A 25,593-nucleotide genomic window follows, 5' to 3' on the forward strand; every position below is an offset into this window, starting at 1 on the left:
CGGGTCTATTCCGCCGCGAGTTTGTCCGCCACGCCGTACGTCGCGTTGTAGAGGGCGCGCTGGCGGTCGAGCGCCACCATCGTGTTGCGCAGCAGGATCGCCACGGTGATCGGGCCGACGCCGCCCGGCACCGGCGTGATCCAAGAGGCGACCTCCCTGACGCTGTCGGTGTCGACGTCGCCGACGATGCGGCTCTGCCCGTCGGGTCCGATCTCCGAATTGATGCCGATGTCGATCACTGCGGCACCGGGCTTGACCATGTCGGCCTTGATCAGCCGCGGCTTGCCGACGGCGACGAACAGCGCATCGGCGCGCCGCGCATGCGCCGCCACCGAGCGCGTCATGTGATGGCACACTGTCACCGTCGCGCCTTCGCTCATCAACAGGAAGGCGATCGGCTTGCCGACGATCTCGGAGTGGCCGACGATGACCACTTCGAGCCCCTTGAGGTCGAGGCCGGTTTCCTTGAGCAGCTCGACCGAGGCCGCTGCCGTGCAGGGCGCCAGATCGAGCTGGTTGTAGACGATGTTGCCGATCGAGGCCGGGTGCATGCCCTCGACGTCCTTAAGCGGATGCACCGCCGCCTGCAGCGTCTTGATCGGGATATGCGCCGGCACCGGCCGCTGGATGATGATGCCGGTGACTCTGGGATCGGCGTTCAGGCCATGGATCGCTGCTTCCAACTCACCGGCGCTGATGTCGGCCCCAAAGCGCCGTTCCTCGAAGCCGATGCCGGCGAGTTCCGCCTTGGCGCGCTGGTTGCGCACATAGACGTCAACCGCCGCGGTGTCGCCAACGGTGATCGACACCAGCTTGGGCGGGAAACCTTCGGCTCTCGCGATCGCGGCATCCTCGCGCACGGCGGCGATGATACGCTGGGCAACCGGGCCACCCTTGAGATAGCGGCTGTCATCGGGGCGGGACATGGCTGGGACCTTTTGGAGCGGGGGATCTTGGCTCGGCGAATTGTGCGCTGCAATAGCAGAGCACGGCCGGCAAATCAGCCCCGAAAACGAAACGCCCTGCCTCCGGGGCGACCTGTCGCACAAAAAGCGAAAGGGCAGCGCGGTTTCCCGTGCTGCCCTTTCGTGACTGGCCGCATCCCCACACGGCCCGTCCCCCGTTTACTCTTTGGCAGTCTAAGCACGTCTCCCAAAAAGCGCGCTATGGCTTGAGGGCAACAGCCACGCCAAAAACGACTCAGCGCTGCCTAACCGGCTGATTCGCAGTCACTATATCACCACCACGGTCGTTCCGACGTTCACCCGCTCGTAGAGGTCAACCACGTCCTCGTTGCGCATGCGGATGCAGCCCGACGACACCGCGCCGCCGATCGTCCATGGCTGGTTGGTGCCGTGGATGCGGTATTCCGTCGTGCCGAGATAGAGCGCGCGCGCGCCGAGCGGGTTTTCTTCGCCGCCGGCGAGATAGGTCGGCAGATAGCGGCCCTTGGCGGCCTCGCGCTTGATCATCACCGCCGGCGGACGCCAGTCCGGCCAGACGCGCTTGTTGGTGATCTTGTGCGTGCCCGACCATTCGAAGCCGGGTTTGCCGGTGCCGACGCCATAGCGCCGCGCCTTGCCGTTCTTCTCGACCAGATAGAGGAAATTCTGCGTCGTATCGATGACGATCGTGCCCGGCTTCTGCGGCCCGTCATAGGCGACTTCCTGCGGCAGGTAGATCGGGTTGATCTGCGGCCGCATGACCACACGCTTGGCAGGCGCCTGCACGGCTGCGGTGCGCACCTGGTCGGGCCGCATCGGTTGCGCGTAGCGCGGGCGCGGCTGCTGCGCGATCTGCCGGTTCTGCCGCACGATGCCCGGGGCGCGGCCCAGCTGCAGCACCCAGGGTGCAGAAAGGTCGGGGCTCACCATCACCGGCGGCCGGTCGGCATAGCGGTCATCCGCATAAGAGGACGTGGCGCCGGCCGCAAGCAGGGCCGCGGCGCCGAGCACGGAATGCAAAAGGATATTCATCGGAACGCACCTTGATCGTCTGACACGCGGGGGAAAGTGCCCCCGGTTGCGCGATCCTTGGCGCGAAGCGGCAACCGAAACATGAATCGGAATGCGTAAAATGCCGCTTTGTCAGTAAACCTTTTGGTGTGGTTACCGGCCAGTTCAGGAATCTGGTAAAGCCGCGGTAAAATCAGCGCAAAGACGCATTAACGAATGGATTTCTTGTGATGGCAAACGAAGATACCGGCCTGCTCGCCGGCCCCGATGGCATCTCACGCTGCTTCTGGCACGGCAATCTGCCCGACTATCTGCACTATCACGACCATGAATGGGGACGGCCTGTTTCCGACGACCGCAGGCTGTTCGAAAAGATCTGCCTCGAAGGGTTTCAGTCGGGCCTGTCCTGGCTGACCATCCTGCGCAAGCGCGAGAACTTTCGCGAGGCTTTTGCCAATTTCGAGTTCGACAAGGTTGCGGCCTTCACCGACAAGGATGTCGAGCGCCTGGTCGGCAATGCCGGCATCATCCGCCATCGCGGCAAGATCGTCTCGACCATCAACAACGCCAAGCGCGCCCGCGAAATGGCCGACGAATTCGGCTCGCTGGCGGCATGGTTCTGGAAATTCGAGCCAGGCCCGGACGAACGGCCCGAGATCGTCGACGTCGCCCATCTGCGCGCCAATCCGACGACGGCGGTTTCGGTGCGGATTTCAAAGGAATTGAAAAAGCGCGGCTGGAGCTTCGTCGGCCCAACCACCGTCTACGCCTTCATGCAGGCGATGGGCCTGGTCAACGACCATCTCGAAGGCTGCGTCTGCCGCAAGGTGGTCGAAGCGGAGCGGAAGAAATTCAAGCGCCCGAAATGAGCAGCAGTCAGGTTCCGCTGGCGCCGGTCAGGAACAGGCCGGCGACGATCGCCGCCAGCGCGGCGAAGGCCGGATAGATCACCAGCAGGCCGGTCATCAGCGCATCGCGCACCGTCGAGCCCTTGCGCTCGTCGGCACTGATCTCGAACGGACCTGCCATCTGGCTTGTCGTCACGGATGCATTGCTGCCCGCCGGCCGCAGCCGCGCCGGCAGTTCGCGGACGCCGCTGTGTTCGATGTCGAACTTTCCTGCCGTGGTCATGGCCCGAACCCCTTGTTTCGGCGTGCTTATCGGCTCTAATTGTGTCGGCACGATGCCGCACCCATGGCGGAATTGTTTCCTTTTGGCGCAGTTTGTTTCAGCAAAGGCGCAAACCCTTGCCGCTCCGGGCTGCATCGGTTAGGACACGCGCGCCGCGGAAATAGGAAATTTCCTACCGCGCAACGCCACGAAACACCGAGTATCCATCCCATGGCCGACAAATCGGAAAAGACGAAAGCGCGGCTGCCGCGTGGCTTTGCCGACCGCAGCGCCGACGATATCCGCGCCGTCGAGAAGATGATGGCGACGATCCGCTCGGTCTATGAGCTTTATGGTTTCGAGCCTGTCGACCAGCCGCTGATCGAATACACCGATGCGCTGGGAAAATTCCTGCCCGACCAGGATCGCCCGAACGAAGGTGTGTTCTCCTTCCAGGACGACGACGAGCAATGGCTGTCGCTGCGCTACGACCTGACCGCGCCGACGGCGCGTTTCGTCGCCGAAAATTATGAAAAGCTGCCGAAGCCCTATCGCAGCTATCGCTCCGGCTGGGTGTTCCGCAACGAAAAGCCCGGCCCCGGCCGCTTCCGCCAGTTCATGCAGTTCGACGCCGATACGATCGGCACACCGGGCGTGGCGGCGGATGCCGAGATGGCGATGATGATGGCAGACGTGATGGAGGCGCTCGGCATAAAGCGCGGCGACTACGTCATCCGAGTCAACAACCGCAAGGTGCTGGATGGCGTTCTGGAGGCGATTGGTCTCGGTGGTGAGGAGAATGCCGGGCGCCGGCTGACGGTGCTGCGCGCCGTCGATAAGTTGGACAAGCTGGGTGTGGAAGGTGTGCAGTTGTTGCTGGGCACCGGACGAAAGGACGAGAGCGGAGATTTTACAAAGGGCGCTGGACTGGACAAGCAACAGATCGAGCTGGTGATGAACTGCGTCGCCGCAGTCGGCGAAATGCGCACCAGCAACCATGCCACCGTACAAGATCTGAAAAACTCTCTCGGAAACATATCGGCTTGTGAAGCAGGCTTGAACGAACTCGAAGAAATTGCGTTGCTTTGCGACGCAGCTGGATATGGACCGGCACGAATTAAGATCGACCCATCCGTCGTACGCGGCCTTGAATACTACACCGGTCCGGTCTTCGAGGCCGAACTGCTCGCCGAAATTCCCAACGAGGACGGCCAGATCGTGCGCTTCGGCTCGGTCGGCGGTGGCGGCCGCTATGACGGGCTGGTCTCGCGTTTCCGTGGCGAGCCGGTGCCGGCGACAGGCTTTTCCATCGGCGTCTCCCGGCTAATGACGGCGCTGAAGAACCTCGGCAAGCTCGACATGTCGGATGTGATCGCACCGGTCGTCGTGCTGGTGATGGACAAGGACACCGAAAGCCTCGGCCGCTACCAGAAGATGGTGGCCGAACTGCGCGCCGCCGGCATACGCTCGGAGATGTATCTCGGCGGCGCCGGCATGAAGGCGCAGTTGAAATATGCCGACCGCCGCGGCAGCCCGGTCGCCATCATCCAGGGCGGCGACGAGCGCGCCAAAAGCGAGGTGCAGATCAAGGATTTGATCGAAGGCGCGCGCATGTCGGCCGAGATATCCGACAACGCCGAATGGCGCGCGGCACGGCCGGCGCAGGTGACGGTGGCGGAGAGCGGGCTGGTTGGTGAGGTCAGGAAGATCCTGGCTGCGCAGGCAGCCGATCGCGCGAAAGGTGGCGCTTGAGCACCCCCCTCTGGCCTGCCGGCCATCTCCCCCTCAAGGGGGGAGATTGGATGCCGCGCATGCTTTCTCCAATCTCCAGCGCTGAAGAAGAGGCGCTGAGCCGCAAGCTGCCGATCTCCCCCCTTGGGGGGGAGATGGCCGGCAGGCCAGAGGGGGGCGCCTCGCGCCCAACCTATCCATGACTTCCCGCTATCCCGCCATCGCCGCCGACATCGCCAACCTCTTCGCCGCGCGCAACACGCATGCGGTCGAGGTCGCGGTGCTGCAGCCGGCCGATCCGTTCCTCGACATGGCCGGCGAGGATCTGCGCCGCCGCATTTTTCTCACCGAGAGCGAGACCGGCAAGACGCTGTGTCTCAGACCGGAATTCACCATTCCGGTCTGCCTCGACCATATCGCCAGCCAGGCCGGCACGCCGCGCCGTTATTCCTACCTCGGCGAGGTGTTTCGCCAGCGCCGCGAGGGCGGCAACGAGTTCTTCCAGGCCGGCATCGAGGATCTCGGCGACCGCGACACACCGCAGGCCGACGCCCGCTCGCTGGCCGACGCGCATGCGCTGCTGTTGCTGGCGCTGCCCGGCAAGACGCTGGACGTCACGCTTGGCGATCAGACCATTTTCGAGGCGGTGCTCGCCGCACTCGGCCTGCCGCGCGGCTGGCGCATGCGCCTTGCCCGCGCCTTCGGCTCGGCATCGATGCTGGAGGCGGCGCTTGCCGACCTCGCCAATCCGCCGCGCAACGGCCAGCTTTCCGGCCCGGTCGCGGCTCTTGTCCTCGATGGCGATCTGGACGGGCTTTCCGCGCATATCGCCGGCGGTATGGAGGAAACCGGCCTGTCGGCATCGGCCGGACGTTCGCCGTCCGACATTGCGCGCCGCCTGATCGAGAAGGCCGAATTGCGCAGCGTGCGGCTCTCCAACGAGGCGTTCTCGGCGCTGAAGACATTTCTGGCGATCGACGTGCCGCTTGGCAGTGCGGCCCAGGCGCTCGAGGCCTTCGCGGCAAGCGCTGGCCTGTCGCTGGGCGCGGCACTCGACAATTTTGCCGCCCGCGCCAAGGCGATCGAAGCGCATGGCCTTCCGACCGCGACAATTCACTACGACGCAGCCTTCGGCCGCCCGCTCGACTATTACACCGGCTTGGTCTTCGAGATCGCGGTGGAAAATGGCGAGCGGCCGCTGGCCGGCGGCGGCCGCTATGACCGCCTGCTGACGCTGCTCGGCGCCAAGACGCCGATCCCCGGCGTCGGTTTTTCGGTCTGGCTCGACCGCATCGAGGCGCTGCGGGAGACGGCGTCATGATCACGCTGGCGCTGCCGTCGAAAGGCCGGCTCAAGGAGCAGGCGCTGGAGGTCCTGGCCAAGGTCGGGCTTGCCGTCAGCCTGCCGGGTGACGAGCGCAAATACCGCGCCCGCATCGAAGGCATGGACAGCATCGAGGTGGCCTTCCTGTCCGCATCTGAAATTGCCGGCGAGATCGGGCAGGGGTCGGTCGACCTCGGCATCACCGGCGAGGATCTGTTGCGCGAGAATGTTGCCGACTGGGAGGCGCGTGCCGAGATCGTCGCCCGCCTCGGCTTCGGCAATGCCGATGTCGTGGTGGCGGTGCCCGACATCTGGCTCGACGTCGATACGATGGCCGATCTCGACGATGTCGCCGCCGATTTCCGCCAGCGCCATGGCAGGCGGCTTCGCATCGCCACCAAATACTGGCGGCTGACGCAGCAATTCTTTTCGCAAAAGCACGGCATCCAGGTCTATCGCATCGTCGAGAGCCTCGGCGCCACCGAAGGAGCGCCGGCGGCCGGCTCGGCCGATGTCATCGTCGACATCACCACCACCGGCTCGACGCTGCGCGCCAACCACCTCAAGGTGCTGACCGATGGCGTTGTTCTGCGGTCGCAGGCTTGCCTTGTCGCGTCGAGGAAGAAGCGCGCGGCGGCGGATGAGGCGCTATTGCGCGACATCGCGGCGAAGATGAGCGCCCTCCCTCCCCCTTGAGGGGAGGGTAGACAGCCGCCGAGGGCGGATGAACGGGTGGGGTCCGCGGTGACGCGCTCCATCCTTGGTCAAAGCCAAATAGAAGGTTGAGGCAGTTGAGGCGACCCCACCCGCCTCGCTACGCTCGGCACCCTCCCCTCAAGGGGGAGGGGTACCATCGACGGGATTTCCACCACCCCGGCAGGCTGATAGGTTCGGTATGTCTGCGGAGGAGACGGCAATGGCGATCAAACTCGACGAGCTGAACAACGCCACCAATCTGCGCGGCCCGGGCAAGGGTGGCACCTTCGTCGCGCCGATCGACGGCAGGGCGCATGTGTCGGGCGAGCGTACCGTGCCGCTGCTGAACAAGACGATCCCGGAGCTGTTTTCCGATACGGTCAGCAAATACGGCACGCTCGATGCCGCGGTCTTCGTCGATCAGGACAAGCGCTTCACCTGGAGCGAATTGTCGGACACCGTGGATGCTCTCGCCGCCGGCTTCCTGGCGCTCGGCCTCGAAAAGGGCGAGCGCGTCGGCATCTGGTCGACCAACCGCTGGGAATGGCTGGCGACGCAGTTTGCCACCGCGCGCATCGGCCTGATCCTTGTCAACATCAACCCGGCCTACCGGCTGACCGAGCTGGAATATGCCCTCAACAAAGTCGGCTGCAAGGCCTTGGTCACCGCCGTCAAATTCAAGGCCTCAGACTATCTCGGCATGATCGAGACGCTGGCGCCGGAGATCGCGACCGCTGCCCCCGGCAAGCTCAGGGCGAAAAAACTGCCGGCGCTGAAGATCGTCATCCGCATGGGCGAGGACAATTCGCCCGGCATGTACAATTTCGAAGACGTGCTGGCGATGGCCGGGCGCGACGAGCATGACAGCCTCGACCGCATCTCCGAGGGACTGAAGCCCGGAGAGGCCATCAATATCCAGTTCACCTCAGGCACGACCGGCGCGCCGAAGGGTGCGACGCTGACCCACAACAACATCGTCAACAACGGCAATTTCGTCACGTCGGCGATCAAGCTCACCGTCGACGACCGGCTCTGCATCCCGGTGCCGCTCTATCATTGCTTCGGCATGTCGATGGGCACGATGGGCTGCGTCACCAAGGGCGCCACCATGGTCTTCCCAGGCGAGGGTTTTGACGCCGGAGCGACGCTCAAGGCGGTGGCACAGGAACGCTGCACCGGCCTCTACGGCGTGCCGACCATGTTCGTCGGCCTGCTCGACCATCCGGATTTTGGCTCATTCGACCTCACCAGCCTGCGCACCGGCATCATGGCCGGCTCGCCGTGCCCGATCGAGGTGATGAAGAAGGTGGTGTCGCTGATGCACATGTCGGAGGTGACCATCGCCTACGGCATGACCGAGACCAGCCCGGTGTCGTTCCAGAGCGGCGTCGACGATCCGCTGGAAAAACGCGTCTCGACGGTCGGCCGCATTCATCCCCATGTCGAGGTCAAGGCCATCGACGCCGAGGGCGCCACCGTCGCGGTCGGCGCGCCGGGCGAGCTTTGCACGCGCGGCTATTCGGTGATGAAGGGCTATTGGGACGACCAGGAGAAGACCCGCGAGGCGATCGACGCCGATGGCTGGATGCACACAGGCGACCTCGCGACCATCGACGCCGAGGGCTATTGCAACATCGTCGGCCGGGTCAAGGACATGGTCATCCGCGGCGGCGAGAACGTCTATCCACGCGAGGTCGAGGAGTTCCTCTATCGCCATCCCAAGGTGAAGGAAGTCCAGGTGTTCGGAATTCCCGATGACAAATATGGCGAGGAGCTGTGCGCCTGGATCGTGCTCAGGCCCGGCCAGACCGCCACCGAGCAGGAGATCAAGACCTTCTGCACCGGCCAGATCGCCCACTACAAGATCCCGCGCTACATCCGCTTCCGCACCGAATTGCCGATGACGGTGACCGGCAAGCCGCAGAAATTCCTCATGCGCGAGGCGATGATCGAGGAACTGGGACTGGTGACGCAGAAGACGGCTTGAAGAGTCGAATGCCGGTTAGGATTCCGCGGGGTTCGGCAGAAACGCACAAGGCTTGAATGCGTGGTTTCGCACGATCGGTGACTTCCTATGCGATGCCCTTGGCCGCCCTGGCGATGGCCGTCGCGGTCAGAGCCAGCGGGCTATCGGTAGACGAAGGTTCGCTGAGCATCAGGATATTTGTCGGAGCGCTTTCGAGTGCGATCATGTTCACCACCATTTTCGTGGTGCTCGACCACGCCGAGGCGGTGGCCCATCGTGTGGGGGAGCCCTACGGTACGTTGGTGCTGACTTTTGCCGTGACGGCAATCGAAGTGTCGATCATCGTTTCCATGATGCTGCATGGAGAGAACAACCCTACGCTGGCGCGCGAGTCCGTTTTCTCTACGGTGATGATTACGTCTACCGGCGTTGTCGGCATGTGTCTCACGCTTGGCGGCTGGCGTCATCGCAAGCAGGCGATTGTTCGACAAGGGACCAGCGCATATCTGGCGGTTCTGGTCGCACTGACCGTCATGACGCTAATTCTGCCGACCTACACGCGAACCACGGATCCCGGCACATTTTCAGCAGCTCAGCTTGGTTTTGTGAGCGTACTTTCCGTGCTGCTCTATGCAAGCTTTGTGTTCGCGCAGACCGTGCGGCACCGGGACGACTTCATCGAGGGACAAGCACACCACGCTTCGGTGCGAACCGCCCCTCACGAAAGCATCTCGGCCAGCGCTTTGCTCTTGCTGATCGGGCTGATCGGAATTGTCATGCTCGCCGAGCAAGTTGCCGCAAGCGTCGAAGATGCGCTCGTTGCCTACCAGGTGACTCAGGCTGACAGTATCGTGGGGGCAATGATCGCCGGGCTGGTTTTGATGCCGGAGGCCATTTCGGCGATCCGTGCTTCACTCAACAATGAGCTGCAGCGCGGTTTGAATGTCGCGATGGGTTCGGCTTGCGCGACGATTGGTTTGACGATACCGGCGGTCGCAGCCGCCAGCCTGGTGACGGGAAGAGGCTTAACCCTGGGGCTCCCGGAGGCTGACGCCGTACTTTTGATTTTAGCGCTTTTCATATGCGGCGTAAGCTTCAGCAACGAAAGAACCACATTCCTGACCGGAATGGTCCATATCGTCGTATTTTTTACTTTCGTATTTCTGATATTTATACCTTAAAGCTTTGGTGCGATCTGGCAATCGGACGCATGGATGGGACGGCGCCCGGCTGGAAAATCGCTATCCGGCTTGCCCGCATCATCAAAGCGTCGCCAGCCGCGAATTCGGCACGGTCTTTCCATAGGCTCGGCGCAGCGTCGCCTTCTCCTCCAGCGCGACGATGACACGCGTGGCGAAATCCGTCTTGTACATGTCGGCGAGCCGTGCCAGCCCGCCTGGCGTAAAGACATTGATCTCCAGAAGTTTGTCGCCGACGATGTCGAGCCCGACCAGAAACATGCCGTCGCCGACCAGTTTGGGGCGTACCATCTCGGCAATGCGCAACATCGTGTCTGTCACCTTGACCTTGCGGGCTGTTCCCGCGGCGTGGATGTTGGAGCGGACGTCGCCTTTGGCTGGGATGCGGCGAAAGGCGGCGTAACTTCCGTCGCGCATCAACGGCAGGCCGTTCATCAGGAAAAGCCGCACGTCACCGGCCTTGGCCTCCGGAATGTAGGCCTGCGCGATGAGATAGCCGTCACCACTGGCGGCCTCGAAAATCTGGTTGAGGTTGGAATCGGCAGGTGTCGCAATATGGAAGACGTTCTTGCCGCCCGACCCTTGCAGTGGTTTGACGATGCAGCCCTTCGAGTGCTTGTCGATGAATGCGCGGATCTCGGCAATGCTGCGCGATATCAGGGTCGCCGGCCGAACCGCTTCGGGAAAGGTCTGCAGGTAGAGCTTGCTCTGTGCCTGTGCCAGACCGTCCGGATCGTTGACGACGATGACGCCCTGTTCCGCTGCAAGCCGCCCGAACATGATGCCGGCATTGGCGGCCCATGGCCGATCGGTAGCGTCGAGCGACGGGTCGTTGCGCAGAAACAGGATATCGATATCGCTTGCCGCGAACGTCTTTTTCTGCTTCGCGGCATCCTTCAGGGCAGCATACAGTTTGTCGGGCGTCTTGTAGGGAGCGTCCGGCAGCACCGCGACATTGACAGCCAGACTGTTGTCCGGACGCAGTATGAAGTCGCCGGGTTCGACATAGACGACAGAATGGCCGCGCTGGATTGCAGCCAGCGCCAGCGTTGTCGTCGTGTAGCCGGGCGTTTCGCTCTCGACCGAATTGACGAAGAACGCAATGCGCATCGGGTGCTCCCTCAAGTCTCAACCATATCGATCGGATCGATCCCCGCCATCGCTTTCTTGAGCCGCGGACGCGCCGCGTCGGAAGAAAGGAATGCGGGTTCGAGGCGCGGCGCGCGCAGCAAGCCGCGCGCGTTGAGTTCCTGGATTGCGCCGAAATGCGCGGCGGAGATCTTGCCGATCCAGAACGGCGTGAGGCTGCCGCCATTCCTCAGATGATCGAGGACCTGCACCACGCCGCGCAGATAGATGGCGTCCTTTGCCAGGCCGCCACCTCGAAAGACACGCAGCACGACGTTGAAGGCGCTGCGCTCGTCGAGCCCGAAATCCTGGTGGAGGACGCGGAAGGTTTCCTCGAACGTCGCACCCTCGAGCATCGCCTGACAGGCGATGACCCTGGCCGCGATCAGCCGCAGCCGCGCTGCGGTCATGCCGCCGACCAGATATTCCGCCAGCACGGCCAGTCCCTCCTGCATGCCCTCGTAGCCGGCGAGCCCGTTGCGGAAGATGGCGAGCCCCTGCGCATCGCCGTTGAAATAGGTCAGCAGATGGACGCCGATCTCGTGACTGAGCAGTGCGGTCAGACGCTCCGGTGGAAGGTTGGTATCGCGCGAAACCAGTAGCAGGTTTCGAGAGACGAGCAGGCCGGCCGGCAGGTCGCCGCGGATCTCCACGGAAGCATCGAAATCGGGGTAGGCGGCACGGTATCCGGCGATCATGTCTCGCGCGGCCGCGGCGACGGCGTCTGCGCCCAGCCCCTTCTGCCTCGCCGCCGACGCAGCGCGGGGCGCCTTTTCGAGAATGGCGCGTGCTCTCGCCGCCAGGCTCGGCTCGACGCTGCCATAGAGTGCTCGTCCGAGTTCGACGAAACGGGGCGTCTCGCGTGCCGCGAGCATCGACAGCTGGAGATCGAGCTCCTGCTGCTTTTGCGAGAGAAGCTTGGTCAGCAGCGGATCTTCCAGATGATCGAGCGAGACCGAATAGAGCTTCCGCTTCTGGGCGGCGACCTCGAATTCGAGCGGCCTGTAGAGCAGTGTGGGGACATGCTCGAAGCCACCCGCCTGGAATTCCCGCCAGGCTGGTTCGGCGTTGATCGGCGTGACGGCAAGCAGGAAATCGAATGTCGACGCGACGCTGTCTAGTGCCCGGTCGGCGCGCACGACAGCGTCGATATAGGCGCGCCGCCCCAGCGAACGATGGGTTGCCGGCGGTTCCAGCTTTGATGCCTTCAGAAAGGCGCTGACCGCCTGAAGCGCGGAATCCACCATGTTGGCGACGACAAGGTCGCGCAATTCGGGATAGACGCGCTCGCTGCCAGGCACCCTGTAGATCGGCGCGAAGCGCACCGTGAGGCCCGCAACATCGCCGAGATCTTCCGAGAGCCGTGCTTCGGCGCGTGTCGTGGGATTGAGTTCGTCGACACGCGGCGTGCGGTATTTCGCTTCGCGTCCGGACGCCGCAGTGGCGAAGCGCTTGAGCGCCGCCTTCTCCGCCGCGGTGTCGCCGCTGGCCAGTGCAATCTCGAAAGGCGGCAGGAACGGCACGTCCTCCGTCAGGAACCGGTCTTCGGCCAACTCGCCGATGTCGATGACGAGGAAGGCGCCGCAATGATCGCGCATCCTTCGCGCCACCAGCCGCGCGACCTTGCCGGCGAAGCCACTATCGGCCACGATGAGATAGGACGCATTGGCGGAAACAATTTGGAACGCCGCATCCTGCTGCGACCCGACATGGACGCAGAGAAAGGGCAGCGGCCGATCGATGTGCAGACGGTTGCCGTCGCCGAACTCGCGGCGGATCGGTTTGCCGTCCCGGAAAAGCGCGTCCAGGTCCGCTTCAATATCAGCCAACGGAGACGCAGCCTCGACGAGCTTCGGCTTCATGTCATGCCCCGCAGCGCGGCCTCGAGAACGGGCACGGTGGACGCCAGCATGGCACGCAGCCGTTCGATCGCTGCCCAGTCGGGCTCGCCGCTCCATTCGTCCATGAAGATCTTCTTGAACTCGACCGCGATGGCACACCCGGTCTCGGGGAAATTGGCATGCACAAAACGGGTCTGTTCGCCCTTGCCCTGGAAAGACACATTCTCGCGCACGTCGATCGGTTCGCCATTGAAACGCTGGCCGCGCAGCGCATCCGTGAAGGCGTCGACGATCGACGCCCAGCGCGCGCGGTCCATCGAGAATGTGCCGATATTGATGTCAGGCGCGCCATCTTGCGACGCAGGCGCTGCTTTCGGCCCTTCGCGCCGGTGGTTGTAGCTGTGGACATCGACAAGGACGAACCTGCCGTAGCGCTTCTCGACATCGGCGAGCACACGCTTGAGCTCGCCATAGAACGCGTCGTGAAAGGCGAGGGACTCGTTCACAATGTCCTCGGCGGGCGGCTCTCGCCATACGTTCAGGCCCCAGGACTGGTCCGGCGACCGGTAGACCGCAGCCTCGCGCACGCGGTTCAGGTCGACTTGAAAGCGCGATCGATGAACGACGATCTGGGTGGGGAAATCGGCGATAAAGTGCTCGGTGAAGGGGTCCTCCTCCCGCAGCCGGTCAGGGTCGGGGATGCACATGAGCGATTGGCAAGTGCGCCCGACGTCGGAGCCGCTGTGGATCGCCGTGCCAATGACGGGGGAATCGCCAAGCTTGATTGTCCAGCCAGCCGGTGACCCGCTCGCAGCATTGTTGAAAATAGGCTTGCTCAACATCCATCGAAATGCGTGGAGAGGGCGGACGGTTCCGGGGCAGTACAAAAGCCCGGCGGGTTACTCATGAGCAAAGCTGAGCCTTCGATGGAAGAGTCACGCCGAAGATGATCCGCGACGCGGGGATGGCCTCCATCCTTGGGACTGTCAGAAACTGGCACTTTGCATTATGCTGTCCTTGTTTAGGTGCGGTCGAATTGGCGGCACGAAATGCCTCGCCGCATTGCAAGGGTGAGCGCCTTCGCGTCCGCTCTCCGCACACTATTGTTTCGAAGTGTATCTGCGTCGGGGAACTGGGTGGAGGGGATACTCGATTCCGTTGTCATAGGCGCCGGCTCGGCCGGGCTCGGCGCGAGCTATTTCCTGAAACAGCAAGGGCTCAAGCATTGCGTGCTTGAACGAAGCCGCATCGGCGAGACATGGCGGATGCAGCGATGGGACTCGTTCCGGCTGAATTCGCCCAATATACGCTCGATCCTGCCCGGCGATTCCTACGACGGGGCGGATCCTTGGGGTGCCATAACGCACCACGAATTCGTCGCCTATCTGGAGAGCTACGTCGAGCGGCACCGATTGCCGGTGAGAACCGGGATTCCGGTGCAGGAACTGACAAGAGACGATGGGCACTATCGGGTAGCGACGCCGGATGGCACGATTCGGGCGCGCAATGTGGTGATCGCGACTGGCAATCTGAATTGTCCGGTCCGCCCGCCCTGGTCCGCCGAGCTGCCGTCGGCACTTCGCCAGATCGATTCCTCCGCATATCGCAGTGCGGCCGCACTTGACGACGGTGCGGTACTGGTGGTCGGCAGCGGTCAATCGGGAGGCCAGATTGCCGAAGACCTGGCTCTGGCTGGGCGCTCCGTCTTTCTGGCGACATGCCGCAATGGCCGCTGGGTGCGGAACTATCGCGGCGGCAGCATGCTCAACTGGCTGACCCTGAGCGGTCATCTCGATCTCCCGCGCCGGGAACTAGTCCTGCCATCCGGCAAATTGCCAGCGCGCCCGTTACTCGGCGCGACGCACACCATCAGCCTGCAGTCTCTCACTGCGCAGGGCGTCGTGCTGCTTGGTCGATTTCTCGGCGTGGACAACGGCAGCCTCATCTTTGGCGATCAGCTCGATGACCATATTCGCTTTGCCGATGAGGTCTCTGCAGATGCCAAGCGCCTTGTCGACCAGTATATCGAGCGCACCGGCCTTCAGGCGCCTCCGGCCGAGGACGATCCGGCCGAAACCATCGAGCCGCGATTGCCGAGCCCACCCATCCGCTCGATCGACCTGGCGGCCAGCGGGATCTCTTCGGTAATCTGGTCTACCGGCTTTACGGGTGATTTCGGATGGGTTGGGCTGCCGGGCGCGCTTGATGCGACCGGTCAGCCCCTGCACGAGGACGGCATCGGCGTCGATCCCGGCATCTATTTTGCCGGCCTCGATTTCGCATCAACGCGGAAATCGGGCACGGTACCCGGCATTGCCGAGGAGGTAGCCCGTCTGGTTGACCATCTCGCAAAGAGATGAGCCGGATTGGATATCGAAGCAGATGAGGCGCCCGCGAACTGGCTACGATCAAGGGTAAAGGTGGACGGCAGTGCAACCTGTAGACAGTCCATTGGCAGTTGTCAGATCGGTGCGCCCATCGATCGCTGGGCTTAGGATTCTCGACATCGGTTGCGGGGCCGGCAATTTTGCAGGTCAGCTTGCTGCCGAAGGCGCGGAGGTGGTCGGCATCGATCCGGGCGTGGACGCCATACGGGCTGCCACAGCGGCTGTTCCGCAGGCCAATTTCCTCGAAGGCGTGGCCGAGGCTCTTCCTTTCGACACCGCGACATTCGACCTCTGCACGATGATTAATGCGCTTCACCACGTTCCCGAAATGGCGATGCCGGTAGCGCTTCGCGAAACAGCGCGCGTCATCAGGCCAAACGGCGTCGTGATCATTGTCGAGCCGTTGCCGACCGGCACCTTCTTCTCGGCTCTTCGATTGGTAGAGGACGAGACCGTTGTCCGGCTAGCGGCGCAACGCGCGATCGAAACGGCCACATTGTCTGGAGTGCTCTCTCGGATGGCGACGTTGAACTACGTTCGTCGCGATGTCTTTCCAACCGCCGACGGCTTTTTGGATCGCATTGTAGCTGTCGATCCATCGCGACGCGAAATTGTCGAGCAAAACAAATCTGCCATCAGAGCCGCCGTGCTTGCGGCGGCAGCGCGCACCAGCGAAGGTTCACTGGAATTCGACCAGCCCATCAAGGCGGATATTCTCCAGCGCGCCTGACCTAAGGTCCTTTTCCGAGGGCGCGTCAAAGCGAGCCCCAGGATTCGCTTTTTGCGCCAGTTGCCGATCTGGGGTCTATTGCGGTAGCACCTCAGGCCGCCAGCACTGCCGCATCGAGCCCACGAATGATCTTCGCCAGCTCAACGCATTCGTCGTGCCGCACCTTGTTGCGCCGCCAGGCCAGGCAGATCGTGCGCTGCGGCATCGGCTCCTGGAACGGCACGATCTTGAGATCCGGCATCACGCTAGCCGGGCCTGTCGCCATTTCGGGGATCAGCGTGACGCCGAGCCCGTGCGCCACCATTTGCAACAGCGTCGTCAGGCTGGTGGCGCCGTAGCTTGCCATTGCCACCGGGCGAACGCTGCCGCACACCGCGAGCGCCTGTTCGCGCAAGCAGTGGCCTTCCTCCAGAAGCATCAGCCGTTCCAGCGCCGGGCTTTCCGGCGGCACCGGCGGCGAGGCGAAGGCCGGATCGCCCGATGGCACGGCGAGGAAGAACCGGTCGCAAAACAGCTCCTCGCTGACCAGGCCGGGATGATCGAGCGGCAGGGCGGCGATGAAGGCGTCGAGCCTGCCCGAGGCGCTGTCCTCGATCAGCGATGCGGTCACCGCTTCGCGCAGTTCGAGCTGCAGGGCCGGGAAATGCCGTTTCAGCTCCGGCAGCACATGCGGCAACAGATAGGGCGCAACCGTCGGGATGATGCCCAGCCGGAAGCGCCCTTCCATGGCCGGGCGGCCGCGCCTTGCGGTCGTTTCGACGTCACGTATATCGGCGAGAATGCGCTCGATGCGGGGCTGCAGGGTCAGCGCCTCATCGGTCATCCGCACCACCTTGCCGCCGCGCTCGAACAGCCGGCAGTTGAGCCGCTGCTCCATCTCGGCGATCTGCGCCGACAGCGCCGGCTGGCTGACGCCGGCGAGTTTCGCCGCGCGGCCGAAATGCAGCGTCTGCGCCAGCGCTTCGAAATACTGCATCTGCCGGACGGTGAGGCCTATCATAAGAAAAACCTATCGGAAAAAACAGGAAAGGCAATTTGTTTTTATCGTCAAAGCGCCCTAGTCTGGAACCATTCCAGAGTGGCGGCTCGATGCTTCCCCGGAAAAAGATTCAGCAAATCGGAGAGTAAAAGATGGACGCGAAAACCGATGACAACAGCGCGGGCAAATGCCCCGTCGTGCACACCACCGCAGCCAGGGCCAACCGCGACTGGTGGCCGAACCAGCTGAACGTCCAGGTTCTGCACCAGCAGTCCGGTCTGTCCGACCCGATGGGCGAGGCGTTCGACTATGCCGAGGAGTTCAAGAGCCTCGACCTCAACGCCGTGATCAAGGACCTGCATGCCTTGATGACGGATTCGCAGGAATGGTGGCCGGCCGACTTCGGCCATTACGGGCCGCTGTTCATCCGCATGGCCTGGCACAGCGCCGGCACCTACCGCATCGGCGACGGCCGCGGCGGCGCCGGAGCCGGCCAGCAGCGCTTTGCGCCGCTGAACAGCTGGCCGGACAACGTCAATCTCGACAAGGCCCGCCGCCTGCTGTGGCCGGTCAAGCAGAAATACGGCCGCAAGATCTCCTGGGCCGACCTGATGATCCTCACCGGCAATGTCGCCCTGGAATCGATGGGCTTCAAGACCTTCGGCTTCGCCGGCGGCCGCGCCGACGTCTGGGAGCCGGAGCAGGACATCTACTGGGGTCCCGAAGGCAAGTGGCTGGCCGACGAGCGCTACAGCGGCGACCGCGATCTGCAGAACCCGCTCGCCGCCGTCCAGATGGGGCTGATCTACGTCAACCCGGAAGGTCCGAACGGCAATCCGGATCCGCTGGCCGCGGCGCGCGACATTCGCGACACCTTCGCCCGCATGGCCATGAACGATGAGGAGACAGTAGCGCTGATCGCCGGCGGCCACACCTTCGGCAAGACCCACGGTGCCGGCGATGCATCGTTGGTGGGCGTGGAGCCTGAGGGCGCCGACATCGAGCAGCAGGGCCTCGGCTGGGCCAGCACATTCGGCACCGGCAAGGGTGGCGATGCGATCGGCAGCGGCCTGGAAGTCACCTGGACGACGACGCCGACCAAATGGAGCAACAACTTCTTCGACAATCTGTTCGGCTTCGACTGGGAACTAACCAAGAGCCCGGCCGGCGCTCACCAGTGGACGCCGAAGGGTGGTGCCGGCGCCGGCAGCGTGCCGGATGCGCACAATTCGGCCAAGCGTCATGCGCCGTCCATGCTGACCACCGACCTCGCCCTGCGCTTCGATCCCTCCTACGAGACGATCTCGCGGCGCTTCCATGAGAACCCGGATCAGTTCGCCGACGCGTTCGCGCGCGCCTGGTACAAGCTGACCCATCGCGACATGGGTCCGCGCGTGCGCTATCTCGGCCCGCTCGTTCCCAAGGAAGAGCTGCCCTGGCAGGACGTCATCCCGACAGTCGATCATGTTCTGATCGACGAGCAGGACGCTGCCGCGCTGAAGGCGAAGATCCTCGCGTCCGGCCTGTCGGTGCCGCAGCTGGTCTCAGCGGCCTGGGCCTCGGCCTCGACCTTCCGTGGCTCCGACAAGCGCGGCGGCGCCAATGGCGCGCGCATTCGCCTGGCGCCGCAGAAGGACTGGGCCGTCAACCAGCCGGCCGAGCTGGCCAAGGTGCTGGACAAGCTCGAAGCGATCCAGAAGGAGTTCAACGCGTCGCAGTCCGGCGGCAAGAAGGTCTCTCTCGCCGACCTGATCGTTCTCGGCGGCGGTGCTGCCATCGAGAAGGCGGCCGGGAATGGCGTGACGGTTCCCTTCACGCCGGGGCGCATGGACGCCTCGCAGGAGCAGACGGACATCCACTCCTTCGCGCCACTGGAGCCGACGGTTGACGGCTTCCGCAACTATGTCAGCGGCAGGCAGCGCCTAACCGTCGAGGAAGCGCTGGTCGACCGGGCGCAGTTGCTGACGCTGACGGCGCCGGAGATGACGGTTCTCGTCGGCGGCCTGCGTGTTCTCGGCGCCAATGCCGGGCAGTCGAAGCACGGCGTCTTCACCAGCCAGCCGGCAACGCTGAGCAACGACTTCTTCGTCAACCTGCTCGACATGGGCACGGAGTGGAAGGCGGCGTCGGACGCCAAGGATATGTTCGAGGGCCGCGACCGCAAGACCGGCGAAGTGAAGTGGACCGGCACCCGCGCCGACCTCATCTTCGGCTCGCATTCGCAGTTGCGCGCGCTGGCCGAAGTCTATGCGACGACGGACGCCAAGGCGAAGTTTGCGAGAGACTTCGTGGCGGCGTGGACCAAGGTGATGAACGCCGATCGCTTCGACCTCGTGGCCTGATCGCGCTAGTCTTCAAGATCCAGAATAAGGCGCGGGCCGTGGCCCGCGCCTTATTCGTATTCAGGCTTCGAAAATCAGTCCTTCTCGAAGATGCCGGCCTTGGCGACCACGCCGGCGATGGCGCCGCCGATCAGCGGGGCGACGATGAACAGCCAGAGCTGGCTGAGTGCCGCACCACCCGAAAACAGTGCCGGGCCGATCGAACGGGCCGGGTTGACCGAGGTGCCGGTGACCGGGATCATGGCGAAGTGGATGCCCGCCAGCGTCAGGCCGATGACCAGCCCGGCAAACGCCGTCGAGTGCTTTTCCGCGGTGACGCCGAGGATCACGGTGACGAAGGTGAAGGTGCCGATCAGCTCCCACAGGAAGGCCGAGCTGACGCCCCATTTCGCCTCATCCCAGCCATTCGCTCCGAAGCCGCCGGTGTGCCCGCCGACCTGGCCGGAGACGATGATCCACAGTGCCAGCGAGGCCAGGATGGCGCCGATGATCTGCGCGATCCAATAGGGGACGACGTCCTTGGCCGGCAGCCGGCCGGCGAGGAAGACGCCGAGCGTCACCGCCGGGTTGAGATGCGCGCCCGAGATCGGGCCGATCGCATAGGCCGCCGCAATCAGGCCGATGCCGAACGCCAGGCCGATGCCTTCCTGACCGAGCGGCAGCGCGCCGCCGAAGCCGCCCGTGACCACGGAAGCCGTGCCGATGAACACCAACAGAAACGTGCCTAGAACTTCCGCCAGATAAGTCTTCATTGCCCTCTCCTCGTATCGATTCGCGGCCGCGCCTTTTCTGCGATGCGAATCATGGCGGTAAGAGTATTCGCAACAGGAAAACTTGGAAAGCAGAGCGCTTGCTCCAGCCGGCATGCTTGTGGACGCCAGTCGCGCGCATTAGAGAGCTTTAATGTATTGATCGAATTGTTTCGTTGTGGCTGGAAAACGACTGCTTTTTCGTGCGGCACGCAGGATGCATGCCATCGGACCTTCGCCACATTCGGCGTGGGCCGTGTCGCCATCGGGCAAACGGAACTATTTCAATCTGGGCACGAAAGGCTCTAAGAGCAGGGCCGGACATGAATTGCTGAGCATCGGAAGACGAGAATGCGACTGGGCGGAAGGTTGGCGGCGGCCATCGAAGTGCTGGAAGACATTGGCCGGCGCCACCGGCCGGTGGCCGATGCGCTGAAGGATTGGGGCCTGTCGCACCGCTTCGCCGGCGGCGGCGACCGCGCGGCGATCGGCAACATCGTCTATGACGCGCTGCGCCGCAGGCGCTCCGCCGGCTGGCTGCTGGGCCAGGACACGCCGCGCGCCATCGGCTTCGGCGCGTTGCTGCTCGAATGGGGGCAGACGGCGCAGTCGCTGAATGACGCGCTCGACGGAGACAAGTTCGCGCCGCCGCTGCTCGACGCCGACGAACTGAAGGCGCTCGCCGCCCGCCGGCCCGAAGACGCGCCGGAAGCAGTGCGCGCGGATATTCCCGACTGGTGCGAACCGCTCTTCGAACGGGCTTTTGGCGAGGCCTGGGTCGAAGAGGGGGCTGCCCTTGCCACCCGCCCGCCGCTCGACCTGCGGGTCAACACGCTGCAGGCCGATCGCGGCAAGGTGCTGGCCGAACTCGCCGACACCGGCGCCAAGCCGGCGCGCCTTGCGCCGCAGGGCATCCGCATCCCGCCGATCGACGGCGACGGCCGGCACCCCAACGTGCAGGCCGAGCCCGCCTTTCAGAAAGGTTGGTTCGAGGTCCAGGACGAGGGCTCGCAGATCGTCGCCGCACTGACAGGTGCTGAGGCCGGAATGCAGGTGCTCGACTATTGCGCCGGCGCCGGCGGCAAGACGCTGGCGCTGTCGGCCGAGATGGGCAATCGCGGCCAGATCTTCGCTCACGACGCCGAAAAGGCGCGGCTTGCGCCAATCTTCGACCGCATGCGCCGTTCGGAAAACCGCAACATCCAGATCGTCAGCAAGCCGGCGGAGCTCGCACCGCTGTCAGGCCATATGGACATCGTGCTTGTCGACGCGCCTTGCACCGGCAGCGGCACCTGGCGGCGCCGCCCCGATGCCAAATGGCGGCTGACGCAGAGACAGCTCGACCAGCGCAAGGGCGAGCAGTCGGCAATCCTCGACGCGGCGAAGGCGTTCGTCAAACGCGGCGGCCTGCTGGTCTACATCACCTGTTCGGTGTTCGACGCTGAAAACAGCGACCAGGTCGCGGCCTTCCGTGAACGCCACGACGGCTTTAGCCCGGTCGATCACCGGGCGCTCTGGGACGGCCATTTTCCGGGCCATGCGGCGGCCGCGCGTATCGGCGCCGCCGGCGGCATTTCGCTGTCGCCGGCACTCAGCGCCACGGATGGGTTCTACGTCTGCGCGCTGCGCCGGGCCGGTTGATCGTTTTGCCAGCCAACAGAGGCGGGATCGGCTCAGGCAGGGCGGAAGGCCGATTGCTGCACTGCAGCATTAGCGATTGCCTGCCGCCCATGCCTCTGCGATAAGCTTTGCCCAGAGCATTGGACCCAAAAGTGGAAACCGGTTTTGGGGTCCAATGCTCAAACAAAAAGACAGAGTGGCGGCAAAGTCCGCTGCTCTGGAAACAAAGGCGAAGGCCAATGGCAGCAAAGATCGTACCCGCTCCGGATTATGAGGACCGCGTCAGGACGTCCTTTGCGCGTCAGAAAGCAATGACGACCATCGGCGCCGAACTGACCTTGGTCACTCCCGGCATCATCGAGATCGAGATGCCTTATTCGGTGGCACTCACCCAGCAGCATGGCTTCCTCCATGCCGGCGTCATCTCGACGGCGCTGGACTCGGCCTGCGGCTACGCGGCGTTCTCGCTGATGCCGGAGAATTCCACCGTGCTGACCATCGAGTTCAAGGTCAATCTCCTGGCGCCGGGCAGGGGCGAGCGCTTCTTGTTCCGCGGCTCGGTGACCAAGCCCGGCCGCACCATCATCGTCGCCGACGGCCAGGCCTATGCCTTCGCCGCCGACGGCGAAGCCAAGCTGATCGCCACCATGACCGGCACGATGATGACCGTGGTCGGCCGCGATGGCATTGCGGGGTGAGGAGCGGTCCGCGCAGCGGACGAAAAGCCCCCAAATGGGCTTTTCGAGCGACGAACGCCCGGAGCCATGGCGGAGGGCCGGGAGGCGGCGAGGGCATGTCGCCCGTCTTCCCTTCCGGCGCAACTAGTAGGTAGGGAGAAGTAGACATCGTGGCGGGTAAAGTTTCTCATCTATCGGGCAAGTCCGTCCTCTTCGTCATGGCGGTCGAAGCCGAGTACGGTCCGCATCTCAAGCGCCTGTTCACGCCTGTCATGACCGGCGTCGGGCCGGTCGAGGCCGGTGTCAGGCTGGGCGCCGAGTTTGCCCGGCTGAAGGCCGAAAAGATGCTGCCGGATCTCGTCGTCTCGCTTGGCTCGGCCGGCAGCCGGACGCTGGAGCAGACGGAAATCTACCAGGTGGTTTCGGTTGCCTATCGCGACATCGACGCCTCGCCCCTGGGCTTCGAGAAGGGCGCCACGCCGTTTCTCGACCTGCCGGTGGCCGTGCCCCTGCCGTTCAGGATTCCCGGCATAAGAGAGGCGACGCTGTCGACCGGCGGCGCGATCATTACCGGCGTCGCTTATGATGCCATCGCCGCCGACATGGTAGACATGGAGACCTTCGCCTGCCTGCGCGCCTGCCAGCTGTTCGGCCTGCCGCTGATCGGCCTGCGCGGCATTTCCGACGGTGCCGCCGACCTGAAGCACGTCAATGACTGGAAGGAATATCTGCACGTCATCGATGAGAAGCTGGCCGGGGCGGTCGGGCAGCTTGAGCAGGCGATCGCCTCAGATGCGCTGCAGCTTGGTGCGGCCCCGCAACCCATTGCGCCGACTCATTTCTTTCTCTAAACGCTCGCCATGAAGACAGCCAATCACCCCGACACCGTCCTGATTGTCGATTTCGGCAGCCAGTTTACGCAGCTCATCGCCCGCCGCATCCGCGAGGCCGGCGTGTTTTCCGAGATCGTGCCGTTCCAGTCGGCCGAAGCAGCCTTCAAGCGTATCAATCCCAAAGCGGTGATCCTCTCCGGCGGTCCGGCCTCGACTTCCGACATCGGCAGCCCGCGCGCGCCGCAAATCGTCTTCGATGCCGGCGTGCCGGTGCTGGGCATCTGCTACGGCCAGATGACGCTCTGCGTGCAGATGGGCGGTGTCGCCGAAAGCTCCGACCATCGCGAATTCGGCCGCGCCTATGTCGAGATCGAGAAGGACAACCCGCTGTTCGAGGGCCTGTGGGCGCCCGGCCAGCGCCACCAGGTGTGGATGAGCCATGGCGATCGCGTCATCTCCTTGCCCAAGGGCTTCGAGGTGTTCGGCCGGTCGGAAGGCTCGCCCTTCGCCATCTTCGGCAATGTCGAGCGCAAGATGTACGGCATCATGTTCCACCCCGAAGTGGTGCACACGCCGGACGGCGCCAAGCTGCTCAGGAATTTCGTCCACAACATCGCCGGCATCGAAGGCGACTGGACGATGCGGGCCTATCGCGAGCACGCGGTCGAGACGATCCGCAAGCAGGTCGGCAAGGGCAAGGTCATCTGCGCGCTGTCGGGCGGCGTCGATTCCTCGGTCGCGGCACTGCTGATCCATGAGGCGGTCGGCGACCAGCTGACCTGCATCCTCGTCGACCACGGGCTGATGCGCAAGGACGAGGCTGTCGGCGTGGTGGCGATGTTTCGCCAGCACTACAATCTGCCGCTGATCCTGGTCGACGCTTCTGATCGTTTCATCTCGGCGCTGGAAGGCGAGTCCGACCCGGAGAAGAAGCGCAAGACTATCGGCCGGCTGTTCATCGAGGTGTTCGAGGAAGAGGCGCAAAAACTCGGCGGCGCCGATTTCCTGGCCCAGGGCACGCTCTATCCCGACGTCATCGAAAGCGTCTCCTTCACCGGCGGCCCGTCGGTGACCATCAAGTCGCACCACAATGTCGGTGGCCTGCCCGAGCGCATGAACATGCAACTGGTCGAGCCGCTGCGCGAGCTGTTCAAGGACGAGGTCAGGGCGCTCGGCAAGGAGCTTGGCCTGCCCGAGAGCTTCATTGGCCGCCATCCGTTCCCCGGCCCCGGTCTCGCCATCCGCTGCCCGGGCGGCATCTCTCGCGACAAGCTGGAGATCCTGCGCGAGGCCGACGCCATCTATCTCGACGAGATCCGCAAGGCCGGCCTCTACGACGCCATCTGGCAGGCCTTCGCCGTGCTCTTGCCGGTGCAGACCGTCGGCGTGATGGGCGACGGCCGCACCTACGAATTCGTCTGCGCGCTGCGCGCCGTCACCTCTGTCGACGGCATGACGGCGGACTTCTACCACTACGACATGGCCTTCCTCGGCGCCGCCGCCACCCGCATCATCAACGAAGTGCGCGGCATCAACCGCGTCGTCTACGACGTGACCTCAAAGCCGCCCGGCACCATTGAGTGGGAATGATTCAGACCCACTCAAACGCCGCCGAAAATACGCCAATCTGCGACGTAACGTACTGAAAACAAAAATAAATCCTTTCGGGGACAATCGGCGACAATCGGCACGCAGAGATTGGCTTTGACGGACCGCTTGACGGACCTTCCGCATATTGCCCACCCGAATTTTTCTAAGTACCGTCGGAGCCAATGAGGCTCGTGACGGTACTTTTGTGTACCTTAAGGCATTGAAGGAAAAAGGAATTTCCTGCCGCAGAGCCTTGAAATTGTACTGACGGTACTTTTCAGGAGGCAATGGGTATGCTGACGGACGCCACCCTTAAAGCACTGAAACCAAAAGAAAAAATCTACAAGATTGCTGACCGTGACGGCATGTATGTCCGCGTCATGCCCAGTGGCGCGATCTCGTTTCGGCTGGACTACAGGCTGAATGGACGCCGCGAGACGGTCTATCTCGGCAGATATGGCAGAGACGGCATCTCGCTCGCGTTGGTCCGAGAGAAGTGCCTCGACGCGAAGCGCGCCATTGGCGAAGGGCGATCGCCGGCGATCGAGAAGCAGCGCGACAAGCGCCGCCTGAAAGAGGCAAAGTAGGATGCTCAGGCGATGCTGAAGAAGATCATTGCCGAGAAATGGTTCGCGCCACGCGGCGTCATCGGCTTCTGGCCGGCCAATGCCGTTGGCGACGATATCAGGCTGTTTACGGACGAGGCGCGATCGCAGGAATTGGCAACCTTCTTCACC

Annotated in this window: 21 protein-coding genes and 2 pseudogenes; 15 read left to right on the forward strand and 8 right to left on the reverse strand. The window is 63.7% G+C overall.

Annotated features, from left to right (window positions below; all coding sequences use genetic code 11):
- Window positions 1-5 precede the first annotated feature (5 nt).
- Window positions 6-926: a bifunctional 5,10-methylenetetrahydrofolate dehydrogenase/5,10-methenyltetrahydrofolate cyclohydrolase gene (locus ACFX5Q_RS21235; RefSeq protein WP_404281217.1), complete on the reverse strand. Its 921-nt coding sequence runs from the start codon at window positions 924-926 to the stop codon at window positions 6-8.
- Window positions 927-1,232: 306 nt separating this feature from the next.
- Complete coding sequence (locus tag ACFX5Q_RS21240) at window positions 1,233-1,976, reverse strand: L,D-transpeptidase (RefSeq protein WP_404281219.1); 744 nt, start codon at window positions 1,974-1,976, stop codon at window positions 1,233-1,235.
- A 209-nt stretch (window positions 1,977-2,185) separates the two neighbouring features.
- Between ACFX5Q_RS21240 and ACFX5Q_RS21245 the strand changes: the two genes are divergently transcribed.
- Window positions 2,186-2,824 carry a DNA-3-methyladenine glycosylase I gene (locus tag ACFX5Q_RS21245; protein ID WP_404281221.1) on the forward strand — a complete coding sequence of 213 codons (639 nt, stop codon included), beginning with the start codon at window positions 2,186-2,188 and terminating at the stop codon, window positions 2,822-2,824.
- Window positions 2,825-2,831: 7 nt separating this feature from the next.
- Here ACFX5Q_RS21245 and ACFX5Q_RS21250 read toward each other — a convergent pair whose 3' ends face one another.
- On the reverse strand, window positions 2,832-3,086 hold the full coding sequence (locus ACFX5Q_RS21250; RefSeq protein WP_404281223.1) for a hypothetical protein: 255 nt from the start codon (window positions 3,084-3,086) through the stop codon (window positions 2,832-2,834).
- A 210-nt stretch (window positions 3,087-3,296) separates the two neighbouring features.
- On the opposite strand from ACFX5Q_RS21250, the gene hisS reads away from it, so the two are divergent.
- The 5 genes from hisS to ACFX5Q_RS21275 all read left to right on the forward strand — a co-directional run bounded on the left by hisS (window position 3,297) and on the right by ACFX5Q_RS21275 (window position 9,962).
- Complete coding sequence (gene hisS / locus ACFX5Q_RS21255) at window positions 3,297-4,817, forward strand: histidine--tRNA ligase (RefSeq protein ID WP_404281225.1); 1,521 nt, start codon at window positions 3,297-3,299, stop codon at window positions 4,815-4,817.
- Between the two features lie 178 nt (window positions 4,818-4,995).
- Entirely contained in the window at window positions 4,996-6,117 is a 1,122-nt protein-coding gene (locus ACFX5Q_RS21260) for an ATP phosphoribosyltransferase regulatory subunit (protein ID WP_404281227.1), read from the forward strand.
- On the forward strand, window positions 6,114-6,815 hold the full coding sequence (gene hisG, locus ACFX5Q_RS21265; protein ID WP_404281229.1) for an ATP phosphoribosyltransferase: 702 nt from the start codon (window positions 6,114-6,116) through the stop codon (window positions 6,813-6,815). The genes ACFX5Q_RS21260 and hisG overlap by 4 nt, the downstream gene beginning before the upstream one ends.
- Before the next feature lie 220 nt (window positions 6,816-7,035).
- On the forward strand, window positions 7,036-8,802 hold the full coding sequence (locus tag ACFX5Q_RS21270) for an AMP-binding protein (RefSeq protein ID WP_404281231.1): 1,767 nt from the start codon (window positions 7,036-7,038) through the stop codon (window positions 8,800-8,802).
- Window positions 8,803-8,858: 56 nt separating this feature from the next.
- Complete coding sequence (locus tag ACFX5Q_RS21275) at window positions 8,859-9,962, forward strand: calcium:proton antiporter (RefSeq protein WP_404281233.1); 1,104 nt, start codon at window positions 8,859-8,861, stop codon at window positions 9,960-9,962.
- An 81-nt stretch (window positions 9,963-10,043) separates the two neighbouring features.
- Here ACFX5Q_RS21275 and ACFX5Q_RS21280 read toward each other — a convergent pair whose 3' ends face one another.
- Genes ACFX5Q_RS21280 through ACFX5Q_RS21290 form a run of 3 tightly spaced genes read right to left on the reverse strand, consistent with a single transcriptional unit; the run spans window position 10,044 to window position 13,791 of the window.
- The gene (locus ACFX5Q_RS21280) at window positions 10,044-11,090 is read right to left on the reverse strand and encodes a glutathione synthetase (protein ID WP_404281235.1); all 1,047 of its coding nucleotides are present in this window, start codon (window positions 11,088-11,090) and stop codon (window positions 10,044-10,046) included.
- 11 nt (window positions 11,091-11,101) lie between these two features.
- A complete protein-coding gene (locus ACFX5Q_RS21285; protein WP_404281237.1) occupies window positions 11,102-12,970 on the reverse strand; it encodes a flavohemoglobin expression-modulating QEGLA motif protein in 1,869 nt (622 codons plus the stop codon).
- Window positions 12,967-13,791, reverse strand: coding sequence for an N-formylglutamate amidohydrolase (locus ACFX5Q_RS21290; RefSeq protein ID WP_404281238.1), 825 nt, complete (start codon window positions 13,789-13,791; stop codon window positions 12,967-12,969). Before ACFX5Q_RS21290 ends, ACFX5Q_RS21285 begins: the two co-directional genes overlap by 4 nt.
- Before the next feature lie 294 nt (window positions 13,792-14,085).
- Between ACFX5Q_RS21290 and ACFX5Q_RS21295 the strand changes: the two genes are divergently transcribed.
- Entirely contained in the window at window positions 14,086-15,309 is a 1,224-nt protein-coding gene (locus tag ACFX5Q_RS21295) for a flavin-containing monooxygenase (protein ID WP_404281239.1), read from the forward strand.
- A gap of 70 nt (window positions 15,310-15,379) precedes the next feature.
- The gene (locus ACFX5Q_RS21300) at window positions 15,380-16,066 is read left to right on the forward strand and encodes a class I SAM-dependent methyltransferase (RefSeq protein ID WP_404281240.1); all 687 of its coding nucleotides are present in this window, start codon (window positions 15,380-15,382) and stop codon (window positions 16,064-16,066) included.
- Window positions 16,067-16,157: 91 nt separating this feature from the next.
- Here ACFX5Q_RS21300 and ACFX5Q_RS21305 read toward each other — a convergent pair whose 3' ends face one another.
- Complete coding sequence (locus ACFX5Q_RS21305) at window positions 16,158-17,066, reverse strand: hydrogen peroxide-inducible genes activator (RefSeq protein WP_404281241.1); 909 nt, start codon at window positions 17,064-17,066, stop codon at window positions 16,158-16,160.
- 131 nt (window positions 17,067-17,197) lie between these two features.
- On the opposite strand from ACFX5Q_RS21305, the gene katG reads away from it, so the two are divergent.
- Window positions 17,198-19,387 carry a catalase/peroxidase HPI gene (gene katG, locus ACFX5Q_RS21310; protein WP_404281242.1) on the forward strand — a complete coding sequence of 730 codons (2,190 nt, stop codon included), beginning with the start codon at window positions 17,198-17,200 and terminating at the stop codon, window positions 19,385-19,387.
- Window positions 19,388-19,461: 74 nt separating this feature from the next.
- On the opposite strand, the gene ACFX5Q_RS21315 is transcribed toward katG, so the two are convergent.
- Entirely contained in the window at window positions 19,462-20,139 is a 678-nt protein-coding gene (locus ACFX5Q_RS21315; RefSeq protein WP_192179792.1) for an MIP family channel protein, read from the reverse strand.
- A gap of 348 nt (window positions 20,140-20,487) precedes the next feature.
- Between ACFX5Q_RS21315 and ACFX5Q_RS21320 the strand changes: the two genes are divergently transcribed.
- From ACFX5Q_RS21320 to ACFX5Q_RS21345, 6 genes and pseudogenes are all read left to right on the forward strand, one after another.
- The gene (locus ACFX5Q_RS21320; RefSeq protein WP_404281244.1) at window positions 20,488-21,777 is read left to right on the forward strand and encodes an RsmB/NOP family class I SAM-dependent RNA methyltransferase; all 1,290 of its coding nucleotides are present in this window, start codon (window positions 20,488-20,490) and stop codon (window positions 21,775-21,777) included.
- A 218-nt stretch (window positions 21,778-21,995) separates the two neighbouring features.
- Window positions 21,996-22,454, forward strand: coding sequence for a PaaI family thioesterase (locus tag ACFX5Q_RS21325; protein ID WP_404281245.1), 459 nt, complete (start codon window positions 21,996-21,998; stop codon window positions 22,452-22,454).
- A 149-nt stretch (window positions 22,455-22,603) separates the two neighbouring features.
- Window positions 22,604-23,284, forward strand: coding sequence for a 5'-methylthioadenosine/S-adenosylhomocysteine nucleosidase (locus ACFX5Q_RS21330; protein ID WP_404281246.1), 681 nt, complete (start codon window positions 22,604-22,606; stop codon window positions 23,282-23,284).
- Window positions 23,285-23,293: 9 nt separating this feature from the next.
- Window positions 23,294-24,856 (forward strand): glutamine-hydrolyzing GMP synthase, encoded by a 1,563-nt coding sequence (guaA, locus tag ACFX5Q_RS21335; RefSeq protein ID WP_404281247.1) that lies wholly within the window; start codon window positions 23,294-23,296, stop codon window positions 24,854-24,856.
- 293 nt (window positions 24,857-25,149) lie between these two features.
- Window positions 25,150-25,440: pseudogene (locus ACFX5Q_RS21340) on the forward strand (Arm DNA-binding domain-containing protein); the annotation flags it as partial.
- Between the two features lie 3 nt (window positions 25,441-25,443).
- Window positions 25,444-25,593: pseudogene (locus tag ACFX5Q_RS21345) on the forward strand (vitamin B12 dependent-methionine synthase activation domain-containing protein); the annotation flags it as partial.

Origin of the sequence: Mesorhizobium sp. IMUNJ 23033 (assembly GCF_044778005.1) — a bacterium.
In the GTDB taxonomy this organism is placed as follows: Bacteria; Pseudomonadota; Alphaproteobacteria; order Rhizobiales; family Rhizobiaceae; genus Mesorhizobium; species Mesorhizobium amorphae_A.

Bases quoted from the DNA above. Each gene is read 5' to 3' on its own strand.
- ACFX5Q_RS21235 (WP_404281217.1), bottom strand. From the start codon at position 926: ATGTCCCGCCCCGATGACAGCCGCTATCTCAAGGGTGGCCCGGTTGCC.
- ACFX5Q_RS21240 (WP_404281219.1), bottom strand. From the start codon at position 1,976: ATGAATATCCTTTTGCATTCCGTGCTCGGCGCCGCGGCCCTGCTTGCG.
- ACFX5Q_RS21245 (WP_404281221.1), top strand. From the start codon at position 2,186: ATGGCAAACGAAGATACCGGCCTGCTCGCCGGCCCCGATGGCATCTCA.
- ACFX5Q_RS21250 (WP_404281223.1), bottom strand. From the start codon at position 3,086: ATGACCACGGCAGGAAAGTTCGACATCGAACACAGCGGCGTCCGCGAA.
- hisS (WP_404281225.1), top strand. From the start codon at position 3,297: ATGGCCGACAAATCGGAAAAGACGAAAGCGCGGCTGCCGCGTGGCTTT.
- ACFX5Q_RS21260 (WP_404281227.1), top strand. From the start codon at position 4,996: ATGACTTCCCGCTATCCCGCCATCGCCGCCGACATCGCCAACCTCTTC.
- hisG (WP_404281229.1), top strand. From the start codon at position 6,114: ATGATCACGCTGGCGCTGCCGTCGAAAGGCCGGCTCAAGGAGCAGGCG.
- ACFX5Q_RS21270 (WP_404281231.1), top strand. From the start codon at position 7,036: ATGGCGATCAAACTCGACGAGCTGAACAACGCCACCAATCTGCGCGGC.
- ACFX5Q_RS21275 (WP_404281233.1), top strand. From the start codon at position 8,859: ATGCGTGGTTTCGCACGATCGGTGACTTCCTATGCGATGCCCTTGGCC.
- ACFX5Q_RS21280 (WP_404281235.1), bottom strand. From the start codon at position 11,090: ATGCGCATTGCGTTCTTCGTCAATTCGGTCGAGAGCGAAACGCCCGGC.
- ACFX5Q_RS21285 (WP_404281237.1), bottom strand. From the start codon at position 12,970: ATGAAGCCGAAGCTCGTCGAGGCTGCGTCTCCGTTGGCTGATATTGAA.
- ACFX5Q_RS21290 (WP_404281238.1), bottom strand. From the start codon at position 13,791: ATGTTGAGCAAGCCTATTTTCAACAATGCTGCGAGCGGGTCACCGGCT.
- ACFX5Q_RS21305 (WP_404281241.1), bottom strand. From the start codon at position 17,066: ATGATAGGCCTCACCGTCCGGCAGATGCAGTATTTCGAAGCGCTGGCG.
- katG (WP_404281242.1), top strand. From the start codon at position 17,198: ATGGACGCGAAAACCGATGACAACAGCGCGGGCAAATGCCCCGTCGTG.
- ACFX5Q_RS21315 (WP_192179792.1), bottom strand. From the start codon at position 20,139: ATGAAGACTTATCTGGCGGAAGTTCTAGGCACGTTTCTGTTGGTGTTC.
- ACFX5Q_RS21320 (WP_404281244.1), top strand. From the start codon at position 20,488: ATGCGACTGGGCGGAAGGTTGGCGGCGGCCATCGAAGTGCTGGAAGAC.
- ACFX5Q_RS21325 (WP_404281245.1), top strand. From the start codon at position 21,996: ATGGCAGCAAAGATCGTACCCGCTCCGGATTATGAGGACCGCGTCAGG.
- guaA (WP_404281247.1), top strand. From the start codon at position 23,294: ATGAAGACAGCCAATCACCCCGACACCGTCCTGATTGTCGATTTCGGC.